Below are 16,501 nucleotides of genomic sequence, written 5' to 3'. Positions count from 1 at the left end.
CTGGCGTCGGTGTCCTGCGAGGTGCTGTAGGCGATATCGGCGGCCTGGGCCACGGCGATTTCCTGATTGACCTGGTCAGTGATCACAGTGGCGAACTTCACCACCTTGTAGAGCACGTCATGGGCATCGATGATCGGGTTGTACGAAGCCTCCAGCCAGACGACTCGGCCATGTGAATCAATGCGCTTGAAGCGCTCGGCCACGTATTCTCCGCGGCGCAACTTCTCCCAGAACTGCTGGTAACCTGCCGAGCTGGTTTCCTCAGGGTCGCAGAACATGCGGTGATGCTTGCCACGCACCTGCTCCAAGCTGTAGCCCATGGTGTGCAGGAAGCGGTCGTTGGCGGTCAGCACCTGGCCATCGAGGTTGAACTCGATCACGGCCGTGGAGCGCATCAGCGCCTTGATCAGGCTTTCATGCTCGCGGGAGGTCTCGATGGTGCGGGTCAGGTCGCTCGAGTGCAGGGTGAAGTACTTGATCCGCCCGTCGACACCTTTGACCGGTTGCAGGATCGAGCGCAGCCAGGCTTCTTCGCCATTGCCCCGCAGCAGGCGGAACGCGCCGTTGAGGTGCTCGCCACGGGCGATTGCAGCCTTCATGCGCAGGCAGAAATCCAGCTTCTTCACGTGCTCCGGGACGATCTCTTCGATGTTGCGGCCGATCAGACGATCGCTGCTGTAGAGCATTTCTTTTTCGAAATTGGCATTGGCGGACTCGATGCGCCCCTGGGGATCGAGTTGCAGCACGAGCATTTCGCTATCGAGGCTGTTTTTCACCTGCTCGATGGATTGCAGTTCCTCGCGCAATTGCTGGATTTCTTTTTTCAGTTTGCTGTTGAACATCACCGCTCTCCCGGAGCGCAATCCACCCGTCGAATGCTTCTGCATCGGCTGAGGACAGGTGGTTCTTGAGGAACCGACGAGGAAATATTCGAGTGACAGACAAACCTGGAAAACACACGTCACCAGGGGATCATTTTCATGTCACATAACGGCAACCAAGCAGGCGGAAACTTTTTGACATGAATATGCCGCCTCTACGCATCACCCTCGTGAGCGAAACCTTCCCACCGGAGATCAATGGTGTGGCCAATACCCTTGGCCGCCTCAGTGAAGGCTTGCGCGTGCGCGGGCATCAAGTGGAAGTGGTGCGCCCACGCCAGGCCAGCGATGCACCGGGCAATAGCGACGACACGCTGCTGCTCTGTCGCGGTTGGCCACTGCCCGGATATCCCGGCCTGCAGTGGGGTGAGGTATCGATGCACAAACTGTGGCGACGCTGGCGTCGGTTGCGCCCGGATGTGCTGTACATTGCCACCGAAGGGCCGCTAGGGCTCAGTGCGCTGCGCGCGGCACGACGCCTGGGAATTGCCGTGGTCAGCGGTTTCCACACCAATTTCCCGCAGTATTCCGGCCAGTACGGCCTGGGCCTGCTGGCACGCCTGCTCACCCACTACCTGCGCTGGTTCCATCGCCGCACCGCGACCACCCTGGTACCCAGCGCCAGCCAGCGCCTGGAGCTGGAGCGACGTGGTTTCGAACGCCTGGCATTGATGGCGCGTGGCGTGGATGCGCAACTCTTCAACCCGGCACGGCGCAACCAGGCGCTGCGTGAGCAGTGGGGCCTTGGCCCGGATGACATCGCGGTGTTGCACGTCGGACGCCTGGCGGCGGAGAAGAACCTCGCCCTGCTGTTGCCTTGCATGCAGGCGCTGCACAAGAGCTATCCACAGCGACGCCTGCGCCTGGTCGTGGTCGGGGATGGGCCACTGCGCAACCAGATGCAGCAGCAGTTCCCCGATGCGGTGTTCTGTGGCGTGCAACGCGGCGAAGCCCTGGCCGAACATTACGCCTGCGGCGACCTGTTCCTGTTCCCCAGCCTCACCGAAACCTTCGGCAACGTGGTGCTCGAAGCACTGGCCTCGGGCCTTGCGGTAGTGGCGTACGACGAGGCCGCCGCCGCCCAGCATATCCGCCACGGACACAGCGGCGCGCTGGCCATGCCGGGGGATCAACCCGCGTTCATCGACGCCGCGTGCTGGCTGCTCGAAGATACCGAGACCCTGCGCAGGGTGCGCCTCAATGCCCGCCAGCACGCCAGCCGTCAGGGCTGGCAAGCGATCGTCGAAGAGTTCGAGGGGCACTTGTACAGCGCCTGTCGGCAGACCGCCGCCCAGGGTAAGCGCGCGGCCACGCCGCTGACGATCAAGTCAGGCTCGACAGCGCCTCGCGGCTGAACGGCAGAATCTCTTCCTCACGCCCCTCGCGAACTTTCTGCGCCCACTGGGCATCCACCAGCAACGCACGACCGACCGCCACCAGGTCGAACTCCTCATCGCCCAAGCGCTGCAGCAGGCCCTCCAGGCTGGCCGGCTTGGCCACCTTGTCGGTGTCGACCATGAACTGCAGGAACTCGCCATCCAGACCAACGCTGCCAACGGTGATGGTCGGCTTGCCGGTGAGCTTGCGGGTCCAACCGGCCAGGTTCAGCGGCGAGCCGTCGAACTCCGGCTCCCAGAAACGGCGGGTGGAGCAGTGGAAGATATCCACACCGGCGTCGGCCAGCGGCTGCAGGAAGGCTGCCAATGCCTCGGGCGTTTCGACCAGGCGCGCGCTGTAGTCCTGCTGCTTCCATTGGGAGAAGCGGAAGATGATCGGGAAATCCGGCCCCACCGCAGCACGCACGGCCTGGACCAGCTCGATGGCGAAGCGCGAGCGTTGCGCCAGATCGCCGCCGTATTCGTCACTGCGCTGGTTGCTGGTGGCCCAGAAGAACTGGTCGATCAGGTAGCCATGCGCGCCGTGGATCTCGACGCCATCCATACCGATGGCCTTGGCATCGCGGGCAGCTTGTGCAAAGGCGGCGATGACCTCGCGGATGTCATCGTGGGTCATTTCATGGACCACCACCTGGCCATCCTTGCTTTTACCGCTCGGACCGTAGCCCGGCACGCTGGCGTCCGGCTCGGTACCCAGGCGACGAACGCTGCCCACATGCCACAGCTGCGGAACGATGCGCCCGCCTTCGGCGTGTACGGCCTCGACCACCTTTTTCCAGCCAGCCAAGGCATCTTCGCCATGGAAGCGCGGCACATTCGGATAACCGTTGGCAGCCTTGTGATCGACCGTGGTGCCCTCGGTGATGACCAGGCCCACGCCAGCCGCAGCGCGGCGGCGGTAGTACTCGATGACGCCCTTGTGCGGTACGCCGCCAGGGCAGAAGGTGCGGGTCATCGGCGCCATGACCACACGGGTCGGCAACTCGAGGGTGCCCAGGGTGAAGGGCTGAAACAGTGGGTTGCTGGACATGCGGCGCTCCCGATGAGGTAAGGAAATGCGCCTGAGCTTAGAGCCAGCCGAATGGCGGGCACAGCATTATTGATTTGAGTGATTGAACAGGATATGGCGCAGCTTGCTCCTGCGCCTTTGAGAAAACCGAGCGGCGGTTCGCCGCTCCAGCATGCTTCAGGCCAGCGCCTTCTCGACCGCCTGAACCACCGCCGGATCGTCCGGCGCAGTGCGTGGCGCGAACCTCGCCAGGACGCGGCCGTCCTTGCCCACCAGGAACTTCTCGAAATTCCAGGTGATATCGCCAGGGAACTCCGCACCCTCGCCAGCCAGCAGGCGGTACAGCGAATGACGCTCAGGCCCGTTGACCTCGAGCTTGGCGCTCAAGGGGAAGCTGACGCCATAGTTCAGGCTGCAGAACTTCTGGATCTCGTCTTCGGTGCCCGGTTCCTGGCCGGCAAACTGGTTGCACGGCAGGCCGAGCACGCTGAAGCCCTGGCCCTTGAACTGCTGGTGCAGCTTTTCGAGCGACGCGTACTGAGGCGTCAGGCCGCACTTGGATGCGACATTGACCACCAGCACCACCTGGCCCTTGAACGGTGCCAGCGGCAGGTCCTGGCCGTTCAGCGCCTTGAGCGTCAGATCGTGAAATGCACTCATCTTGATTCCCCTCTCAGATTGCCGGTTGCCGCTGGGGCGAATTGCGCCCACTAAAAAGGCGCGCGACCAAGCCGTGCACCCGCCCGTGGGGGTAGGTCGGCTTGCTCGAGCGCCTGACGACTCTCAGAGCTTAGCTGAGAAATCAGTGGTGATGGCCACCTTCACCGTGGATGTGACGGTGAGCGATTTCTTCTTCGCTGGCGTCACGCACGTTGACCACCTTGACCTGGAAGTTCAGGCGCTGACCTGCCAGCGGGTGGTTGCCGTCGACGGTCACGTCGTCGCCGTCGATGTCGCGGATGGTGACGATCTGCATCTGGCCGTCCGGCGCCGAAGCATGGAACTGCATGCCGACTTCCAGTTGGTCGACACCTTCGAACATGCTGCGGTTCAGGGTGCTGACCAGCTCGGCCAGGTACTCGCCATAGGCGTCTTCCGGCTCGATGGCAACGGTCAGTTCGTCACCGGCTTGCTTGCCTTCCAGGGCTTTTTCCAGGCCCGGGATGATGTTGGCGGCACCGTGCAGGTAGACCAGTGGCGCGCCACCGGCGGAGCTGTCGATGGTCTCCCCGGCGTCGTTGGTCAGGGTATAGTCGATGGAGACTGCCTTGTTGGCGGCGATCAGCATGGGGCAAGACCTTTTGCAAAAGAATGTAGAGCGCACAAGTGTAACCAAGGCCTCGCCCGATTGCGAACGCGCGGCGGCTGGCGAACGGCCCATCAGTCGGATCATCGGCTTTCACCAGGACGAGGAAGGCCATTGGGTGGTCGAGCTGTCCTGCGGTCATACCCAGCACCTGCGCCACCAGCCGCCGTGGCAGGCGCGCCCCTGGGTGCTGGATGCGCACGAGCGCACCCGGCGCATCGGCCAGGCTTTTGCCTGCGGCTGGTGCGCGAACGGGGCCGATAGCGCTACCCTTGGCCGTTGATTCCTTGCACCGCTTATTCCGAGAAGCACGCATGCAGACATTTTTCATCGCGCCGACCGACTTTGGTGTCGGCCTGACCTCCATCAGCCTCGGCCTGGTACGCGCCCTTGAGCGCGGCGGCCTGAAGGTGGGTTTCTTCAAGCCAATCGCCCAGCCGCATCCCGGCGATACCGGCCCCGAGCGCTCCAGCGAGCTGGTCGCGCGCACCCACGGCATCAAGCCACCCACGCCGCTGAGCCTGGCCCAGGTCGAGCGCATGCTGGGCGATGGCCAACTCGACGAACTGCTCGAAGAAATCATCCGCCTGTACCAGCAAGCCTGCATCGGCAACGACTTAGTGGTGGTCGAGGGCATGGTGCCGACCCGTCATGCCAGCTACGCGGCGCGGGTCAACCTGCACCTGGCCAAGAGCCTGGATGCCGAGGTGATTCTGGTCTCGGCACCGGAGAACGAGGTGCTCAGCGAGCTGTCCGGGCGCGTCGAGTTGCAGGCCCAGCTGTTCGGTGGCCCGCGTGATCCGAAGGTGCTCGGGGTCATTCTCAACAAGGTCCGTACCGACGAAAGCGTGGCCGATTTCGCCACGCGCCTGCGCGAGCATTCGCCACTGCTGCGCGGCAACGACTTCCGCCTGCTCGGCTGCATCCCCTACCTGGCCGATCTCAACGCCCCGCGCACCCGCGATGTGGCCGAGTTGCTCGGCGCCCAGGTACTCAACGCCGGCGACTACGAACAGCGGCGGATGAACAAGATCATCATCTGCGCACGCACCGTGGCCAACACCGTGCCGTTGCTCAAGCCGGGCACCCTGGTAGTGACGCCCGGGGATCGCGACGACATCATCCTCGCCGTGAGCCTGGCAGCGATCAACGGCGTTCCACTGGCCGGGCTGCTGCTGACCAGCGACAGCAAGCCTGACCCGCGCATCCTCGAACTGTGCCGCGGCGCCCTGCAGGCCGGCCTGCCGATCCTTTCGGTGAGCACCGGCTCGTACGACACCGCCAACCAGCTCAACTCGCTGAACCGCGAGATCCCGGTGGACGACCGCGAGCGTGCCGAGTTCATCACCGACTTCGTCGCCAGCCACCTCGACGCCCACTGGTTGCACCAGCGTTGTGGCACGCCGCGAGAGATGCGCCTGTCGCCAGCGGTGTTCCGCTACCAGCTGATCCAGCGCGCGCAGCAGGCCAACAAGCGCATCGTCCTGCCCGAGGGCGCCGAACCGTTACTGGTGCAGGCCGCCGCCATCTGCCAGGCGCGCGGCATCGCGCGCTGCGTGTTGCTGGCCAAGCCCGAGGAAGTCGAGGCGGTGGCCCGTGCCCAGGGCATTACCCTGCCAGCCGACCTGGAAATCCTCGACCCCGAGCTGATTCGCGCACGCTACGTCGAGCCGATGGTCGAGCTGCGCAAGAGCCGCAACCTCAACGCCCCGATGGCCGAGCAGCAGCTGGAGGATCCGGTGGTGATCGGCACCATGATGCTGGCGCTGGATGAAGTCGACGGCCTGGTTTCAGGGTTGGTGCACTCCACCGCCAATACCATCCGCCCGGCCCTGCAACTGATCAAGACCGCACCGGACTGCAGCCTGGTGTCGTCGGTGTTCTTCATGCTGTTCCCCGAGCAGGTGCTGGTGTACGGCGACTGCATCATGAACCCGCACCCCAGCGCCGTGGAGCTGGCGGAGATCGCACGGCAAAGCGCCGAGTCGGCGCAGGCCTTCGGGATTGCACCGCGCGTGGCGATGCTCAGTTATTCGAGCGACTCGGCGGCCAGTGACGAGGAAGTGGAGAAGGTGCGCGAAGCCACGCGCCTGGCGCAGCAGGCGGAACATGGCCTGCTGATCGACGGGCCGTTGCAGTACGACGCCGCAGCCAATCCGGAGATTGCCCGGCAGTTGGCACCGCACAGCCAGGTTGCGGGCCGCGCCACGGTGTTCGTGTTCCCGGACCTGAACACTGGCAACACCACGCACAAGGCGGTGCAACGCAGTGCCGACTGCGTAAGCCTTGGGCCGATGCTGCAGGGGCTGCGCAAGCCAGTGAACGACTTGCCGCGCGGTGCGCAGGTGGACGATATCGTGCACACCATCGCGTTGACGGCGATCCAGGCCAGTCACGTACGCTGAAACGCATCGCGGGACAAGTCGGTGCGCCGACTTGTCCCGCGACAGGGCCGCAAAGCGGCTGGGTTAAAGGTCAAGGGTACTGCTGGACGGTGCCCTGCTGGTCATACTGCTGGCCAGGGATCGGCTTCAGGTTGACCTCGACGCGACGGTTCTGCGCCCGCCCATTGGCATCGGCGTTACTGGCGATCGGCTGGTCCGGGCCCATGCCACGTACCGACACCCGCGAAGCATCGACACCCTGCGAGGTCAGGTAGGTGCTGACGGCCTGCGCGCGACGCTGCGACAGGTCCATGTTGTGCTGGCGGCTGCCGGTGCTGTCGGTGAAGCCAACCACTTCGATGGTGTTCTGGTTGAACTGCTTGAACGAGCTGGCGAGGTTGTTCAGCGGCGAGTAGAAGCTTGGGGCGATATTCGCCGAATCGGTCGCGAAGGTGATGTTACCTGGCATGATCAGCTTGATCTGGTCACCCTGGCGCTGCACTTCGACACCGGTGTTGGCCATCTGTGCACGCAGCTCGGCTTCCTGCTTGTCGGCATAGTAGCCATAACCGGCGGCGGCGGCGCCTACCGCAGCAGCGCCGATCAGCGCACCCTTGCCACGGTGGTTGTGATCGATGGCCGCACCCGCGATGGCACCGGCCAGTGCACCCAGGCCACCGTATTTGGCAGTCTTGCTCATCCCTGTGGAGCCGCCCTGCGCCTGGCCCTGGTTGTCGTAGGGGTTCTGGCCGGCACAGCCGGTCATCAGGGCAGCAGCGGTAGCGACGATAATCAGACGACGCATGGTGAACATGGACAAGCTCCTGGTGAAATTCGAAAGTGCAGCGGATCGTATGCGGATCAATGCCAGCCTTGGATTGCAGCGACGCGGAAAAATTCCATGAAACTTCACGCCCGCACGAACGGGTTCTCACGCATCTCTTCGCCGAGGCGAGTGTCCGGCCCATGGCCGGTCACCACGATCGCCTCTTCATCCAGGCGGTACAGCCGCTCCTTGATTGAACGAACGATAGCCCGTTGATCGCCCCCCCACAAATCGGTGCGCCCCACGCCACGCCGGAACAGGGTGTCGCCGGCAATCAGCAGCTTGTGTTCGGCAAACCAGAAACTCATCGAGCCCGGCGTATGCCCGGGTGTGTGCAGCGCAACGCCACAGCCGCAGGCCAGCGCTTCGTCATCGGCGAGCCAGCGGTCCGGGGCAGGTACCGGCGTGTAAGGCACACCGAACATCTGGCACTGCATTTCCAGGTTGTCCCACAGCGGCTGGTCGTCCTTGTGCAGGTGCAGGGTCGCACCGGTCAGCTCCTTGAGCCTGCCGGAAGCCAGGAAATGATCGAAGTGGGCGTGGGTATGGATGATGCTCACCAGCGTCAGGCCATGCTGTTGCAGGCGAGCGAGAATCTTCTGCTCGTCGCCCCCCGGATCGACGACGATGGCCTTCTTGCTGACCGGGTCGCCGATCAGCGTGCAGTTGCACTGCAGGGGGCCTACGGGAAAGGTTTCGCGGATCAGCGATACAGGGATAGGGGTCATGGGAGTCCAGCTCCAAGCGACTTCACGCTCATTCAAATAAGGTTTGTACGCGCGCCAGCGCATCATCAATGACAACGTCGGGAACAGACTCGATACGTCGGGCACCACGTGCCTCGAGATCCAGCGTACGCAACTGGTTGCACAACACCACGCCCTGGGTTCGCGTACCTGCCCCGCTGAGCGTGACTGCAAACCCGGCATGTCGGGCGAAATCCCCACCTTGAGTGATCGGGACTACCACCGCCAGGCCCGCGGCATTGTAGGCAGCCGGTGTGAGCACCAGAACCGGACGCATCGCACCTTGCTGCTCGCGTCCGACCACAGGCTCAAGATCGACTCGCACAATATCGCCCCTGGCGAATCCCACCCGCCTCATACCTCACGACCAACAGGACGAATGGCGTTCCACGCCGCGAGCTCATCCGGCTCGGGTGCCTCGAGATCGCACTGGGCCATCAGCTCCTCAAGCTTGTACTTGGGTTTTGATCGGACGGGCTTGAGAACCAGCGACCCGGTGGCGGTATCCAGGCTGAGGACGGAGCCCACGCTCAGGCGCATCTGCTTGAGAATGGTCGATGGCAGGCGAATGGCAGCACTGTTGCCCCATTGTTGAATCTTGACTTCCATAAGTATCTCCAAAGGTAGATACATAGTAGAAACCCTCCAGATGATTGCAAGTAACTTGTAGAAACAACGTGTCTACATTGTCATCTGAAGCGCTGCTTTTGAAGTCATGAACTCGAGGTCAGGAGCTATCCCACAACGCAGTGGGAAGTGACACTCAAATAGCCAGAGTCAAGGCAAAAACAACCTGAACAACCCGCCACCCAGCGCACCACCGTTGGCGATTTCGATCCGCCCACGCACCGCGTTGCGCTCGTGCAGGGCGGCGATCCTGGCGGCGAAGTACAGGCCAAGGCCGGTGCTGCCGCTCTGCTGGTCGATGCCTTGCACGTAGTCCTGCTGACGCTCGAGCAAGCGCTGTGGATAACCGGCGCCATCATCGTTGACGCTGATCACCAACTGCTCGCCCTCCTCTTCGACGCTGATCAGCAGCGTGTGCCCGGCGTAGCGAATGGCGTTGGTCAGCACGTTGGCGACCACCGAGGCGACCAGTTCACGGTCGAAGAAGCCCAGCGGGCTTTCGGTGTCGATGCGCCAGGTCGCCAGCACGTCGCGGTGGCGGATGACTTCCTGCTGCGCGGCCAGTTGGGCTTCGACGAAATCCTCGAGCTCGTGGTAGTCGGGGCAGATCGGCAACTGGTTGATGCCCAGCTTGTACAACCCCAGCAACTGCACCAGCATACCGTTGAGGTGGCGGAACTCGTGCTCCATCACCCCTTGTTCGCTGCCACTGCGGGACTGTTCGGGCAAACGCGCCAGCCACTGGTCGTGGGCCTGGATCAGGGCCGAAAGCGAGTTCTTCATGTCGTGCACGGTGGAGGCGATCACCGTAGAAAAATCCAGCCCCTGCTCATCGCGGCTCATGCGCCGAACACTCGCACGTGCAGCTTGCGGTAGCGGTCGAAGCGGTTGTCGCTGGCGGGGATGCCGGCCACGCGGTTAAGGCAGTTGCGACATTCCTGCATAAGCGACTCCGACGGACTTTCGCCGCCGATACGCAGCAGCGCCTGGGCGGTATTGAGGGCGATACTGATGTTCTTCGGTTGCAACGACAGGGCCTTGCGGAACATCTCCAGAGCCTCGTTCAACTGGCCGCCCTGGTAACTGCGTACTCCCTGGCGGTTGAGATCCACGGCTTCGGTGACAGCGCCAAGCACGCTCGGGTCGTCAGTCACCTTGGCCACACTCTGCATCACTTTCGGGTCATCGCCATAGGTTTCCACGCAGCCCTTGAGGATCGAAGTCCCGGCCGACTCCTGGCCCAGCTCCTTGAGCTGCCTGGCCACGGTCAGTGCGGCATCGACCGAGAAGAACTGGTCCATCTTGTCCAGGCGCTGCATGGCCTGCTCGGTGAGCTTGGCCGCGGTTTCCGCATCGCCGGCCTGCTGCAGGCTGGCAGCCTTCATCAGCCGGGCGCGCACCTGCAGGCCCTGGTCCTCGGTGTTTTCCTTGGCGACTTCGCTGAGCACGGTATTGATCTCGACCCGCGTGCGCGCATCGAGGCCATTGCCGGCGTTCTTGTTCATCAGCGCCTGGACCAGGCCCAGGTTGCTCTCGGCGCTCTTGTAACGCGAGCTCTGCCCCTGGCTGACGGCATGCCGGTATGCCTTGGATGCGCCTTCGTAGTCTTCGTTGTCCAGCGCCAGCTTGCCCAGCGCTGCTTGGCGACGCACCGCCAGCGGCGACAGGCGCACCGCCTCTTCGAGCATGTGCTGGGCGCGCTTGTTGTCGCCTTTGGCCACCAGCACTTCGGCCAGCCCGTCGTACAGCCCAGGCATGATCGGGAAGGCTTTGAGCGCTTGCTCATAGACGCCCTGGGCCTGTTCGTACTGGCCACGCTTGTGCATCAGGCTGCCCAGCGCCGAATACACCCAAGGCTGCGGGCGGCTGGCAAGAATGTTGGTAAGAAACTTTTCCAGGTCGTCGAAGCGATTGAGGTCGCGCAACGCATCGGCCCGGTAGCGCAGGCACAACGGCGCGAAACGCGGATCCTGCTTGCACAGCTCGGCGCAGGCCGCCAGCACCTCGGCCGGGCGCCCGCGGTCCAGCGCCTGGAGGATCGGCTTGAGCAGGGTCTTGCGCTGCACCAGCTTTTCCAGCCGCTGCGCCAGGCCCAGGCGGTTGAACGGCTTGGTCAGATAGGCGTCCGGTTCATGCTCGATGGCGCTGAGGACGATCGACTGGCTGCTTTCGGCCGTGACCATGATGAACACACATTCATGGCTGATGAGCTTGTCCAGCAACAGGTCCTCAAGCACCTGCTGGCCGTTCTTCTTGCCATCGCCCAGGTGGAAGTCCTGGAGAATGAAGTCATAGCGCTTCTGCGCGCACATCCGCAGGGCCTGCTCGCCACTGTCGGCGGTGTCCACGTCGCGCACACCCAGCTCGCGCAGCATGGAGCGCGTCGAGGTGCGAAAGTCGGTGAAGTCGTCGACGATCAGAAAGCTTTTTTGCCCATACTGCAGCATCAACACGACCTGTATTGAGAAGAGGTGGAAAAAGACCTGCGGCGACTGTGCCCGGCGAATGCTGTATCGGCCGGGCGGCGGGAAAGATGAGACTGGGAAGTCAGCGCATGACAAGACAATGGCAACTAGCCATCATTTTAACTACAACGCGCTTTCTAGACCAGCAGGCCAAGCGATTTGGCCCGTGCCACGGCTTGCGTGCGGCGCTCGACGCCCAGCTTGCTGTTGATATGGCTGGCGTGGGTCTTGACGGTGTGCAGGGAGATGAACAGGCGCTCACTGATCTGCTGGTTGGAGCAGCCTTGGGCGATCAGTTCCAGTACCGCCAGCTCACGGCCACTGAGCGCCTCATTGCTGGCCACGGTGACAGGCGGAGTCTGCGGCAGGCGTGCCAGCAGTTCGGCCTGGACCGGGCACACGGGGCTGGCGGCGAGCTGCTCACGCAACCATATCGGGCGTTCCTCCAGCAGCCGCTGGAAAGCATGCAAGGCACCGCCACGCGCGGCCTCAAGCGCTTTGCCCAGCAACTTGCCCGCTTCCTGTTCGCGCCCCTGCGCCAGCAACAGCTCAACCAACTGGCAGAGCGCGCTGACCGCCAGCATCATTCCACCACTGGCCTGCCCCTGTGCGACCAGCGCCCGCAAGCGCTGCTCGGCAGGCTCCGGTCGTGCCAGGGTACGTTCCAGCAACGCTTGTTGAAGCTCGATATGCAGTGGCAGCAATGGATGAAATTCCGGTGCCGCGGCCGGTTGCTCGCCGCCGTAGGTCTGCCCCAGGCGCAGCAGCCAGGACTCGGCAAGGTCGGTGCGGCCCTGGGCCAGCCAGAGCTCGCATTTCACCAGCGTGATCATGGCCAGATAGAAGATCGGCGGCACGTCCCAGATATGCATCAACCGCTCGGCCTCGGCGAGCTCCGCAAAGGCCTCGGCGAAGCGCCCGTCGCGCCCCTCCAGCGAGGCGATCACGCAATGGCCGATCAGCACGCTGATATCACGGCAGGCCCGTGCTTCGCTCAGCCCGGCGCGCAACCGCGCCCGCCCCTGGCCTGGTTGCAGGCGCGAGGCATACAGGTAGCCTTCGTAGAGAATCAACCGGGCGCGCACGGCGTACAGGCGCTGCCCCGACAACCCCTGCAGACGCTGCAACCCCTGACGCACCTCGTCCAGGGCGCGCAACACTTCGCCCCGGGCGTGCAACACCCTGGCGCGGTCGTAATGGGCCAGGGCCTCGAACAACGGATTGCCAACACGCTGGGCCAACTCCAGCGCCTCACGGTTCCAACCCCGTGCCCGCCAGAAATCACCGTCGGCAATGGCCAGGTTGGACAGCGTCGACAGGCACACCAGGCGCTGGCCATAGCGCTTGCAGGGCAGGCTCTGCAGGGCTTCCTCACAGTAGGCCAGGGTCCGCTCGCGATCGCCGCGGCCGCGTGCGATCACGCCGCTGAGCGCCAGCCACTGGGCGAGCATGGACTTCTGTGCGGTCGCCGAGGGCGCTGGCAGGAAACGGTTGAGATAGGCCGCCAGTTCTTCGGCTGCATCCAGCTGACAGGCCAGGCCCAGTGCCCAGCTGTACAGCACGATCAGGCGTGGCGTGCTGATCAGCAGGCTGTCTGGCAGGTCCATCTTCCAGCGCAGCAGCATGCCGACGTTCTGTTCGGCCAACAGTTGCTCTTCGGAAAGGCTCTGCACCAGATCGGCGGCGACATCCAGAGAACCCGCACGCAAGGCCTGCTCCACCGCTTCGTCGAGCAGCCCCTGGCGCTCGAACCAGCGGCAGGCACGCAGATGCAGCGCCGCCGAAGGCTCGCTGGCCTGGCGACTGCGCAGCAGGTCGGAGAACAGGTGGTGGTAACGGAACCACCGGCCGTGCTCATCCAGCGGCACCAGGAACACCTGGTGAGCCTGCAGGTAGCGCAGGATCGCCGCACTGTCCTCACGCTCGCGCAGGGCGTCGCACAGTTCGGTGCAGAAGCGCTCCTGGCAGGCGGTGTCGTAGAGGAAAGCCTGGACGTCTACCGGGAGGATCTCGATGACCTCTTCGAGCAGGTAATCGCGGATCAGCCCTTCGCCACCGTGCAGCGCCTGGGGCAAGGCATGGTCCTCGCCCGACTCGCTGGTCGCCAGCTGCCAGAAACGCAACCCGGCGACCCAGCCATCGCTGCGCTGGATCAGGTTGTCCAGCGCCTGGCCACGCAGGCCGGTGGGCTGGCGGCCAATCACGGCAAGGGCTTCATCGGAGGTCAGGCGCAGGTCTTGTTCGTTGAGCTCAGTCAACTGGCGCGACAGGCGCAGCCGCGCCAGATGCCAGTCAGGGCGCTGGCGGCTGGTGACCAGCAATGCCAGGCCCGGGGGCAAATGGTTGAGGAAGAACTGCAGGCAGCGATCGAGAACCGGCCCCTGGGCAAGATGGTAGTCATCCAGCACCAGCAGCAGCGGCGTGTCGGCGTTCAGGTAGAGCGCCAGCTCGTCGAGCAGGCTGTCGAGCCACTCCTCGAAGGCAAACGGCTGATGACGCTGGCGCATCTTCAGCAGCCCCATGGCCTGACCGCCCAATGCCGGGCAGAACTGCTGCAAGCCTTCGAGCAGACGCTCGAGGAAACGACCGGGGTCGGCGTCGCGCTGGCTCAGGCCCAACCAGAGGCTGCGCCAGTGGCTGGGCAACTGCTGGCAGAACTCGATGGCCAGCGAACTCTTGCCGAACCCCGCCGGTGCATTGACCAGCAGCAGCCGCCCATCCAGACCCGCTTCGAGACGCTGGCACAAGCGCGCGCGCAGCACATGCCCGTCCGGCAGCGGTGGCCGGAAGAAACGCCCGTCCAGCAGACCAAGGGCCTGGCTGGCGACTCCATGCGTACGGGACAAATCTGTCATGGCCGACTCGTTCTGGTTGGAAGATCACGGCGATACGGATTGTTGCGAGCCTAGCGGCTATTGCGACGCATTTGAAGATGATCAAAACGCTTGAGAAGGAAAAGACTACGACAAAAAGCAACAACACTGATGGACATCAGTGAGATCTATTGCACGGCATAGCACAGACCGCCCCAGAACGGGCGCAGAGGCTCAGCGAGATTCGAGCCAGACCAGCGAAGCGAAGCGCCCGCCCTGCGGGGTGCGTCGATAGGAGAAGAAACGCGGGTCGCTGACCGTGCAGAACCCTCCGCCATAGACGGCCGTCACACCGCGCGCGGCCAGGCGTATACCCGCCAGGGCATAGATGTCGGCGATCAGCTTGTCGGGGCGTTGGCCCGCGACGAAGGCACTGGCGGCCTCTGGATGCATGGCGGTGAACGCATCGCGCACTTCCAGGCCCACTTCGAACGCCTGCGGGCCGATAGCCGGGCCCAGCCACACCAGCACCTCTTCAGGCGCCAGCGCCAGACGATCAAGGGTGGCTTCCAGCACGCCACCGGCCAGCCCGCGCCAGCCAGCATGTGCGGCCGCCACACGCGTACCGGCGCGATCGCAGAACAGCGCAGGCAAACAATCGGCGGTCATCACGGTACAGGCGATACCGGGCTGGTCGGTCCAGCTGGCATCCGCTTCGGCTACCACGGCCGGATCGGCGTCGGCCACGACCAGGCCATGCACTTGCTTGAGCCAGGCCGGCTGGATAGCGAACTCAGCGCCCAGGCGACGGCGGTTCTCGGCGACCGCTGCAGGATCGTCGCCCACGTGGTCACCCAGGTTGAAGGTTTCGTAGGGGGGCAGGCTGACGCCGCCCTCTCGTGTAGTGACGCAAGCGCGAATCGAGGCCGGGGCCGGCCAGTCGGGGAAGATCAGCGATTGCGTCAGCTCGCTCATCCGATAAAGCTCTCGCGGTCCTGATCGAGCAGCGACAGCAGCCACATGAAGTCGTCCGGCAGAGGCGATTTCCACTCCATGCGCTCACCGGTCGTCGGATGATCCAGCGCCAGGAAGCGCGCGTGCAGGGCCTGGCGAGGGAAGTGCTTGACCGCCTCGACCATGGCCACACTGGCGGCAGGCGGGATGCGGAAGCGACCGCCGTAGGTCTGGTCGCCCACCAGCGGGAAGCCGACATGGGCCATGTGCACACGAATCTGGTGGGTACGCCCGGTCTCCAGCTTGACCCGCACGTGGGTGTGCGAACGGAAACGCTTGAGCACGCGATAGTGGCTGACCGCCGGCTTGCCGCCATCGGTGACCGCCATGCGCTGACGCATGCCGCCGTGGCGACCGATCGGTGCGTCGATCTTGCCACCGGCCGTCACCACGCCCACCACGATGCATTCATAGATGCGGCTGACCGAGCGTTTCTGCAACTGGTCGACGAGGTTGGTCTGCGCCTGCAGCGTCTTGGCGACCACCATCAGACCGGTGGTGTCCTTGTCCAGGCGGTGGACGATGCCGGCGCGCGGCACGTTGATGATGTCCGGCACATGGTGCAGCAGGGCGTTGAGCAGGGTACCGCTGGCATGCCCCACAGCCGGGTGGACCACCAGCCCGGCAGGCTTGTTGATCACCAGGATCTGGTCGTCTTCATAGACGATATCCAGCTCGATGTCCTCTGCCTCCCATTCACCCTGTGCCTCCTGTTCGGCCTCCAGGGCGAGAACGGAGCCGGTGTGGACGGTATCGCGCGGGCGCAGCACCGCACCATCGACGGTCAGGCGGCCTTCCTTGATCCACGAAGTCAGGCGCGAACGCGAGTACTCGTCGAACAATTGGGCGGCGACCTGGTCGAGGCGTTGGCCGCCCAGCTCGGACGGGACCTCTGCACTAAGTTGAATGATCTCGGACATGCTCGAATCGATGGGCTTACAGCCTTTGGTTTCGGCTGCGTGCTTGTGGTTAAATACGGCTTCTTTTGCCCCGGGGTTGGCCGGGGGCGCTCATCATAACAGGACGGCACCGC

General features: G+C 64.0%; 15 protein-coding genes and 1 pseudogene. 3 read left to right on the top strand and 13 right to left on the bottom strand.

From position 1 onward, the window contains the following. Nucleotides 1-119: 119 nt before the first annotated feature. Nucleotides 120-752 (bottom strand): annotated as a pseudogene (locus ACNFHO_RS15725) (PAS domain-containing protein); the annotation flags it as partial. Between the two features lie 269 nt (nt 753-1,021). Between ACNFHO_RS15725 and ACNFHO_RS15720 the strand changes: the two are divergent. Continuing rightward, complete coding sequence (locus ACNFHO_RS15720; protein ID WP_416766821.1) at nt 1,022-2,236, top strand: glycosyltransferase family 4 protein; 1,215 nt, start codon at nt 1,022-1,024, stop codon at nt 2,234-2,236. On the opposite strand, the gene ACNFHO_RS15715 is transcribed toward ACNFHO_RS15720, so the two are convergent. From ACNFHO_RS15715 to ACNFHO_RS15705, 3 genes are all read right to left on the bottom strand, one after another. Next, nucleotides 2,205-3,308 carry an NADH:flavin oxidoreductase gene (locus ACNFHO_RS15715; RefSeq protein ID WP_063542838.1) on the bottom strand — a complete coding sequence of 368 codons (1,104 nt, stop codon included), beginning with the start codon at nt 3,306-3,308 and terminating at the stop codon, nt 2,205-2,207. The two genes, ACNFHO_RS15720 and ACNFHO_RS15715, sit on opposite strands and share 32 nt — an antisense overlap. Before the next feature lie 156 nt (nt 3,309-3,464). Beyond that, a complete protein-coding gene (locus ACNFHO_RS15710) occupies nt 3,465-3,947 on the bottom strand; it encodes a glutathione peroxidase (RefSeq protein WP_054895208.1) in 483 nt (160 codons plus the stop codon). A 142-nt stretch (nt 3,948-4,089) separates the two neighbouring features. Further along, on the bottom strand, nt 4,090-4,575 hold the full coding sequence (locus ACNFHO_RS15705) for an FKBP-type peptidyl-prolyl cis-trans isomerase (protein ID WP_054925639.1): 486 nt from the start codon (nt 4,573-4,575) through the stop codon (nt 4,090-4,092). Here ACNFHO_RS15705 and ACNFHO_RS15700 point away from each other — a divergent pair. Further along, nucleotides 4,574-4,876, top strand: coding sequence for a DUF3565 domain-containing protein (locus ACNFHO_RS15700; RefSeq protein WP_054895124.1), 303 nt, complete (start codon nt 4,574-4,576; stop codon nt 4,874-4,876). The two genes, ACNFHO_RS15705 and ACNFHO_RS15700, sit on opposite strands and share 2 nt — an antisense overlap. 31 nt (nt 4,877-4,907) lie before the next feature. Further along, the gene (gene pta, locus ACNFHO_RS15695) at nt 4,908-6,998 is read left to right on the top strand and encodes a phosphate acetyltransferase (RefSeq protein WP_416766820.1); all 2,091 of its coding nucleotides are present in this window, start codon (nt 4,908-4,910) and stop codon (nt 6,996-6,998) included. Between the two features lie 70 nt (nt 6,999-7,068). Here the strand turns inward: pta and ACNFHO_RS15690 are convergent, their stop codons facing one another. From ACNFHO_RS15690 to rluD, 9 genes are all read right to left on the bottom strand, one after another. Next, nucleotides 7,069-7,791 carry an OmpA family protein gene (locus ACNFHO_RS15690; RefSeq protein WP_054895122.1) on the bottom strand — a complete coding sequence of 241 codons (723 nt, stop codon included), beginning with the start codon at nt 7,789-7,791 and terminating at the stop codon, nt 7,069-7,071. Nucleotides 7,792-7,886: 95 nt separating this feature from the next. Then, the gene (locus ACNFHO_RS15685) at nt 7,887-8,531 is read right to left on the bottom strand and encodes an MBL fold metallo-hydrolase (RefSeq protein ID WP_054895121.1); all 645 of its coding nucleotides are present in this window, start codon (nt 8,529-8,531) and stop codon (nt 7,887-7,889) included. Nucleotides 8,532-8,559: 28 nt separating this feature from the next. Further along, entirely contained in the window at nt 8,560-8,907 is a 348-nt protein-coding gene (locus tag ACNFHO_RS15680) for a type II toxin-antitoxin system ChpB family toxin (RefSeq protein WP_063542834.1), read from the bottom strand. Continuing rightward, on the bottom strand, nt 8,904-9,158 hold the full coding sequence (locus ACNFHO_RS15675) for an AbrB/MazE/SpoVT family DNA-binding domain-containing protein (protein WP_416766819.1): 255 nt from the start codon (nt 9,156-9,158) through the stop codon (nt 8,904-8,906). Before ACNFHO_RS15675 ends, ACNFHO_RS15680 begins: the two co-directional genes overlap by 4 nt. A gap of 168 nt (nt 9,159-9,326) precedes the next feature. Further along, nucleotides 9,327-10,019, bottom strand: a complete 693-nt coding sequence (locus ACNFHO_RS15670; protein ID WP_416766818.1) for a sensor histidine kinase — start codon at nt 10,017-10,019, stop codon at nt 9,327-9,329. Then, nucleotides 10,016-11,623 (bottom strand): tetratricopeptide repeat-containing response regulator, encoded by a 1,608-nt coding sequence (locus ACNFHO_RS15665; protein WP_112897298.1) that lies wholly within the window; start codon nt 11,621-11,623, stop codon nt 10,016-10,018. The genes ACNFHO_RS15670 and ACNFHO_RS15665 overlap by 4 nt, the downstream gene beginning before the upstream one ends. 155 nt (nt 11,624-11,778) lie before the next feature. Then, a complete protein-coding gene (locus ACNFHO_RS15660; RefSeq protein ID WP_416766817.1) occupies nt 11,779-14,496 on the bottom strand; it encodes a LuxR C-terminal-related transcriptional regulator in 2,718 nt (905 codons plus the stop codon). Between the two features lie 192 nt (nt 14,497-14,688). Next, complete coding sequence (pgeF, locus tag ACNFHO_RS15655) at nt 14,689-15,429, bottom strand: peptidoglycan editing factor PgeF (RefSeq protein ID WP_416766816.1); 741 nt, start codon at nt 15,427-15,429, stop codon at nt 14,689-14,691. Next, nucleotides 15,426-16,388, bottom strand: coding sequence for a 23S rRNA pseudouridine(1911/1915/1917) synthase RluD (gene rluD, locus ACNFHO_RS15650; RefSeq protein WP_063542824.1), 963 nt, complete (start codon nt 16,386-16,388; stop codon nt 15,426-15,428). Before rluD ends, pgeF begins: the two co-directional genes overlap by 4 nt. Between the last annotated feature and the right edge of the window lie 113 nt (nt 16,389-16,501).

The organism is Pseudomonas sp. NY15374 (genome assembly GCF_048068255.1).
Taxonomy (GTDB): Bacteria; Pseudomonadota; Gammaproteobacteria; order Pseudomonadales; family Pseudomonadaceae; genus Aquipseudomonas; species Aquipseudomonas machongensis.
Note: the sequence above shows the minus strand (reverse complement) of the source record. Positions and strands in the feature narration are given on the sequence as shown.

Coding starts and splice junctions, on each gene's coding strand:
- ACNFHO_RS15720 (WP_416766821.1), top strand. CDS start 1,022: ATGAATATGCCGCCTCTACGCATCACCCTCGTGAGCGAAACCTTCCCA.
- ACNFHO_RS15715 (WP_063542838.1), bottom strand. CDS start 3,308: ATGTCCAGCAACCCACTGTTTCAGCCCTTCACCCTGGGCACCCTCGAG.
- ACNFHO_RS15710 (WP_054895208.1), bottom strand. CDS start 3,947: ATGAGTGCATTTCACGATCTGACGCTCAAGGCGCTGAACGGCCAGGAC.
- ACNFHO_RS15700 (WP_054895124.1), top strand. CDS start 4,574: ATGGGGCAAGACCTTTTGCAAAAGAATGTAGAGCGCACAAGTGTAACC.
- ACNFHO_RS15705 (WP_054925639.1), bottom strand. CDS start 4,575: ATGCTGATCGCCGCCAACAAGGCAGTCTCCATCGACTATACCCTGACC.
- pta (WP_416766820.1), top strand. CDS start 4,908: ATGCAGACATTTTTCATCGCGCCGACCGACTTTGGTGTCGGCCTGACC.
- ACNFHO_RS15690 (WP_054895122.1), bottom strand. CDS start 7,791: ATGTTCACCATGCGTCGTCTGATTATCGTCGCTACCGCTGCTGCCCTG.
- ACNFHO_RS15685 (WP_054895121.1), bottom strand. CDS start 8,531: ATGACCCCTATCCCTGTATCGCTGATCCGCGAAACCTTTCCCGTAGGC.
- ACNFHO_RS15680 (WP_063542834.1), bottom strand. CDS start 8,907: ATGAGGCGGGTGGGATTCGCCAGGGGCGATATTGTGCGAGTCGATCTT.
- ACNFHO_RS15675 (WP_416766819.1), bottom strand. CDS start 9,158: ATGGAAGTCAAGATTCAACAATGGGGCAACAGTGCTGCCATTCGCCTG.
- ACNFHO_RS15670 (WP_416766818.1), bottom strand. CDS start 10,019: ATGAGCCGCGATGAGCAGGGGCTGGATTTTTCTACGGTGATCGCCTCC.
- ACNFHO_RS15665 (WP_112897298.1), bottom strand. CDS start 11,623: ATGCTGCAGTATGGGCAAAAAAGCTTTCTGATCGTCGACGACTTCACC.
- ACNFHO_RS15660 (WP_416766817.1), bottom strand. CDS start 14,496: ATGACAGATTTGTCCCGTACGCATGGAGTCGCCAGCCAGGCCCTTGGT.
- pgeF (WP_416766816.1), bottom strand. CDS start 15,429: ATGAGCGAGCTGACGCAATCGCTGATCTTCCCCGACTGGCCGGCCCCG.
- rluD (WP_063542824.1), bottom strand. CDS start 16,388: ATGTCCGAGATCATTCAACTTAGTGCAGAGGTCCCGTCCGAGCTGGGC.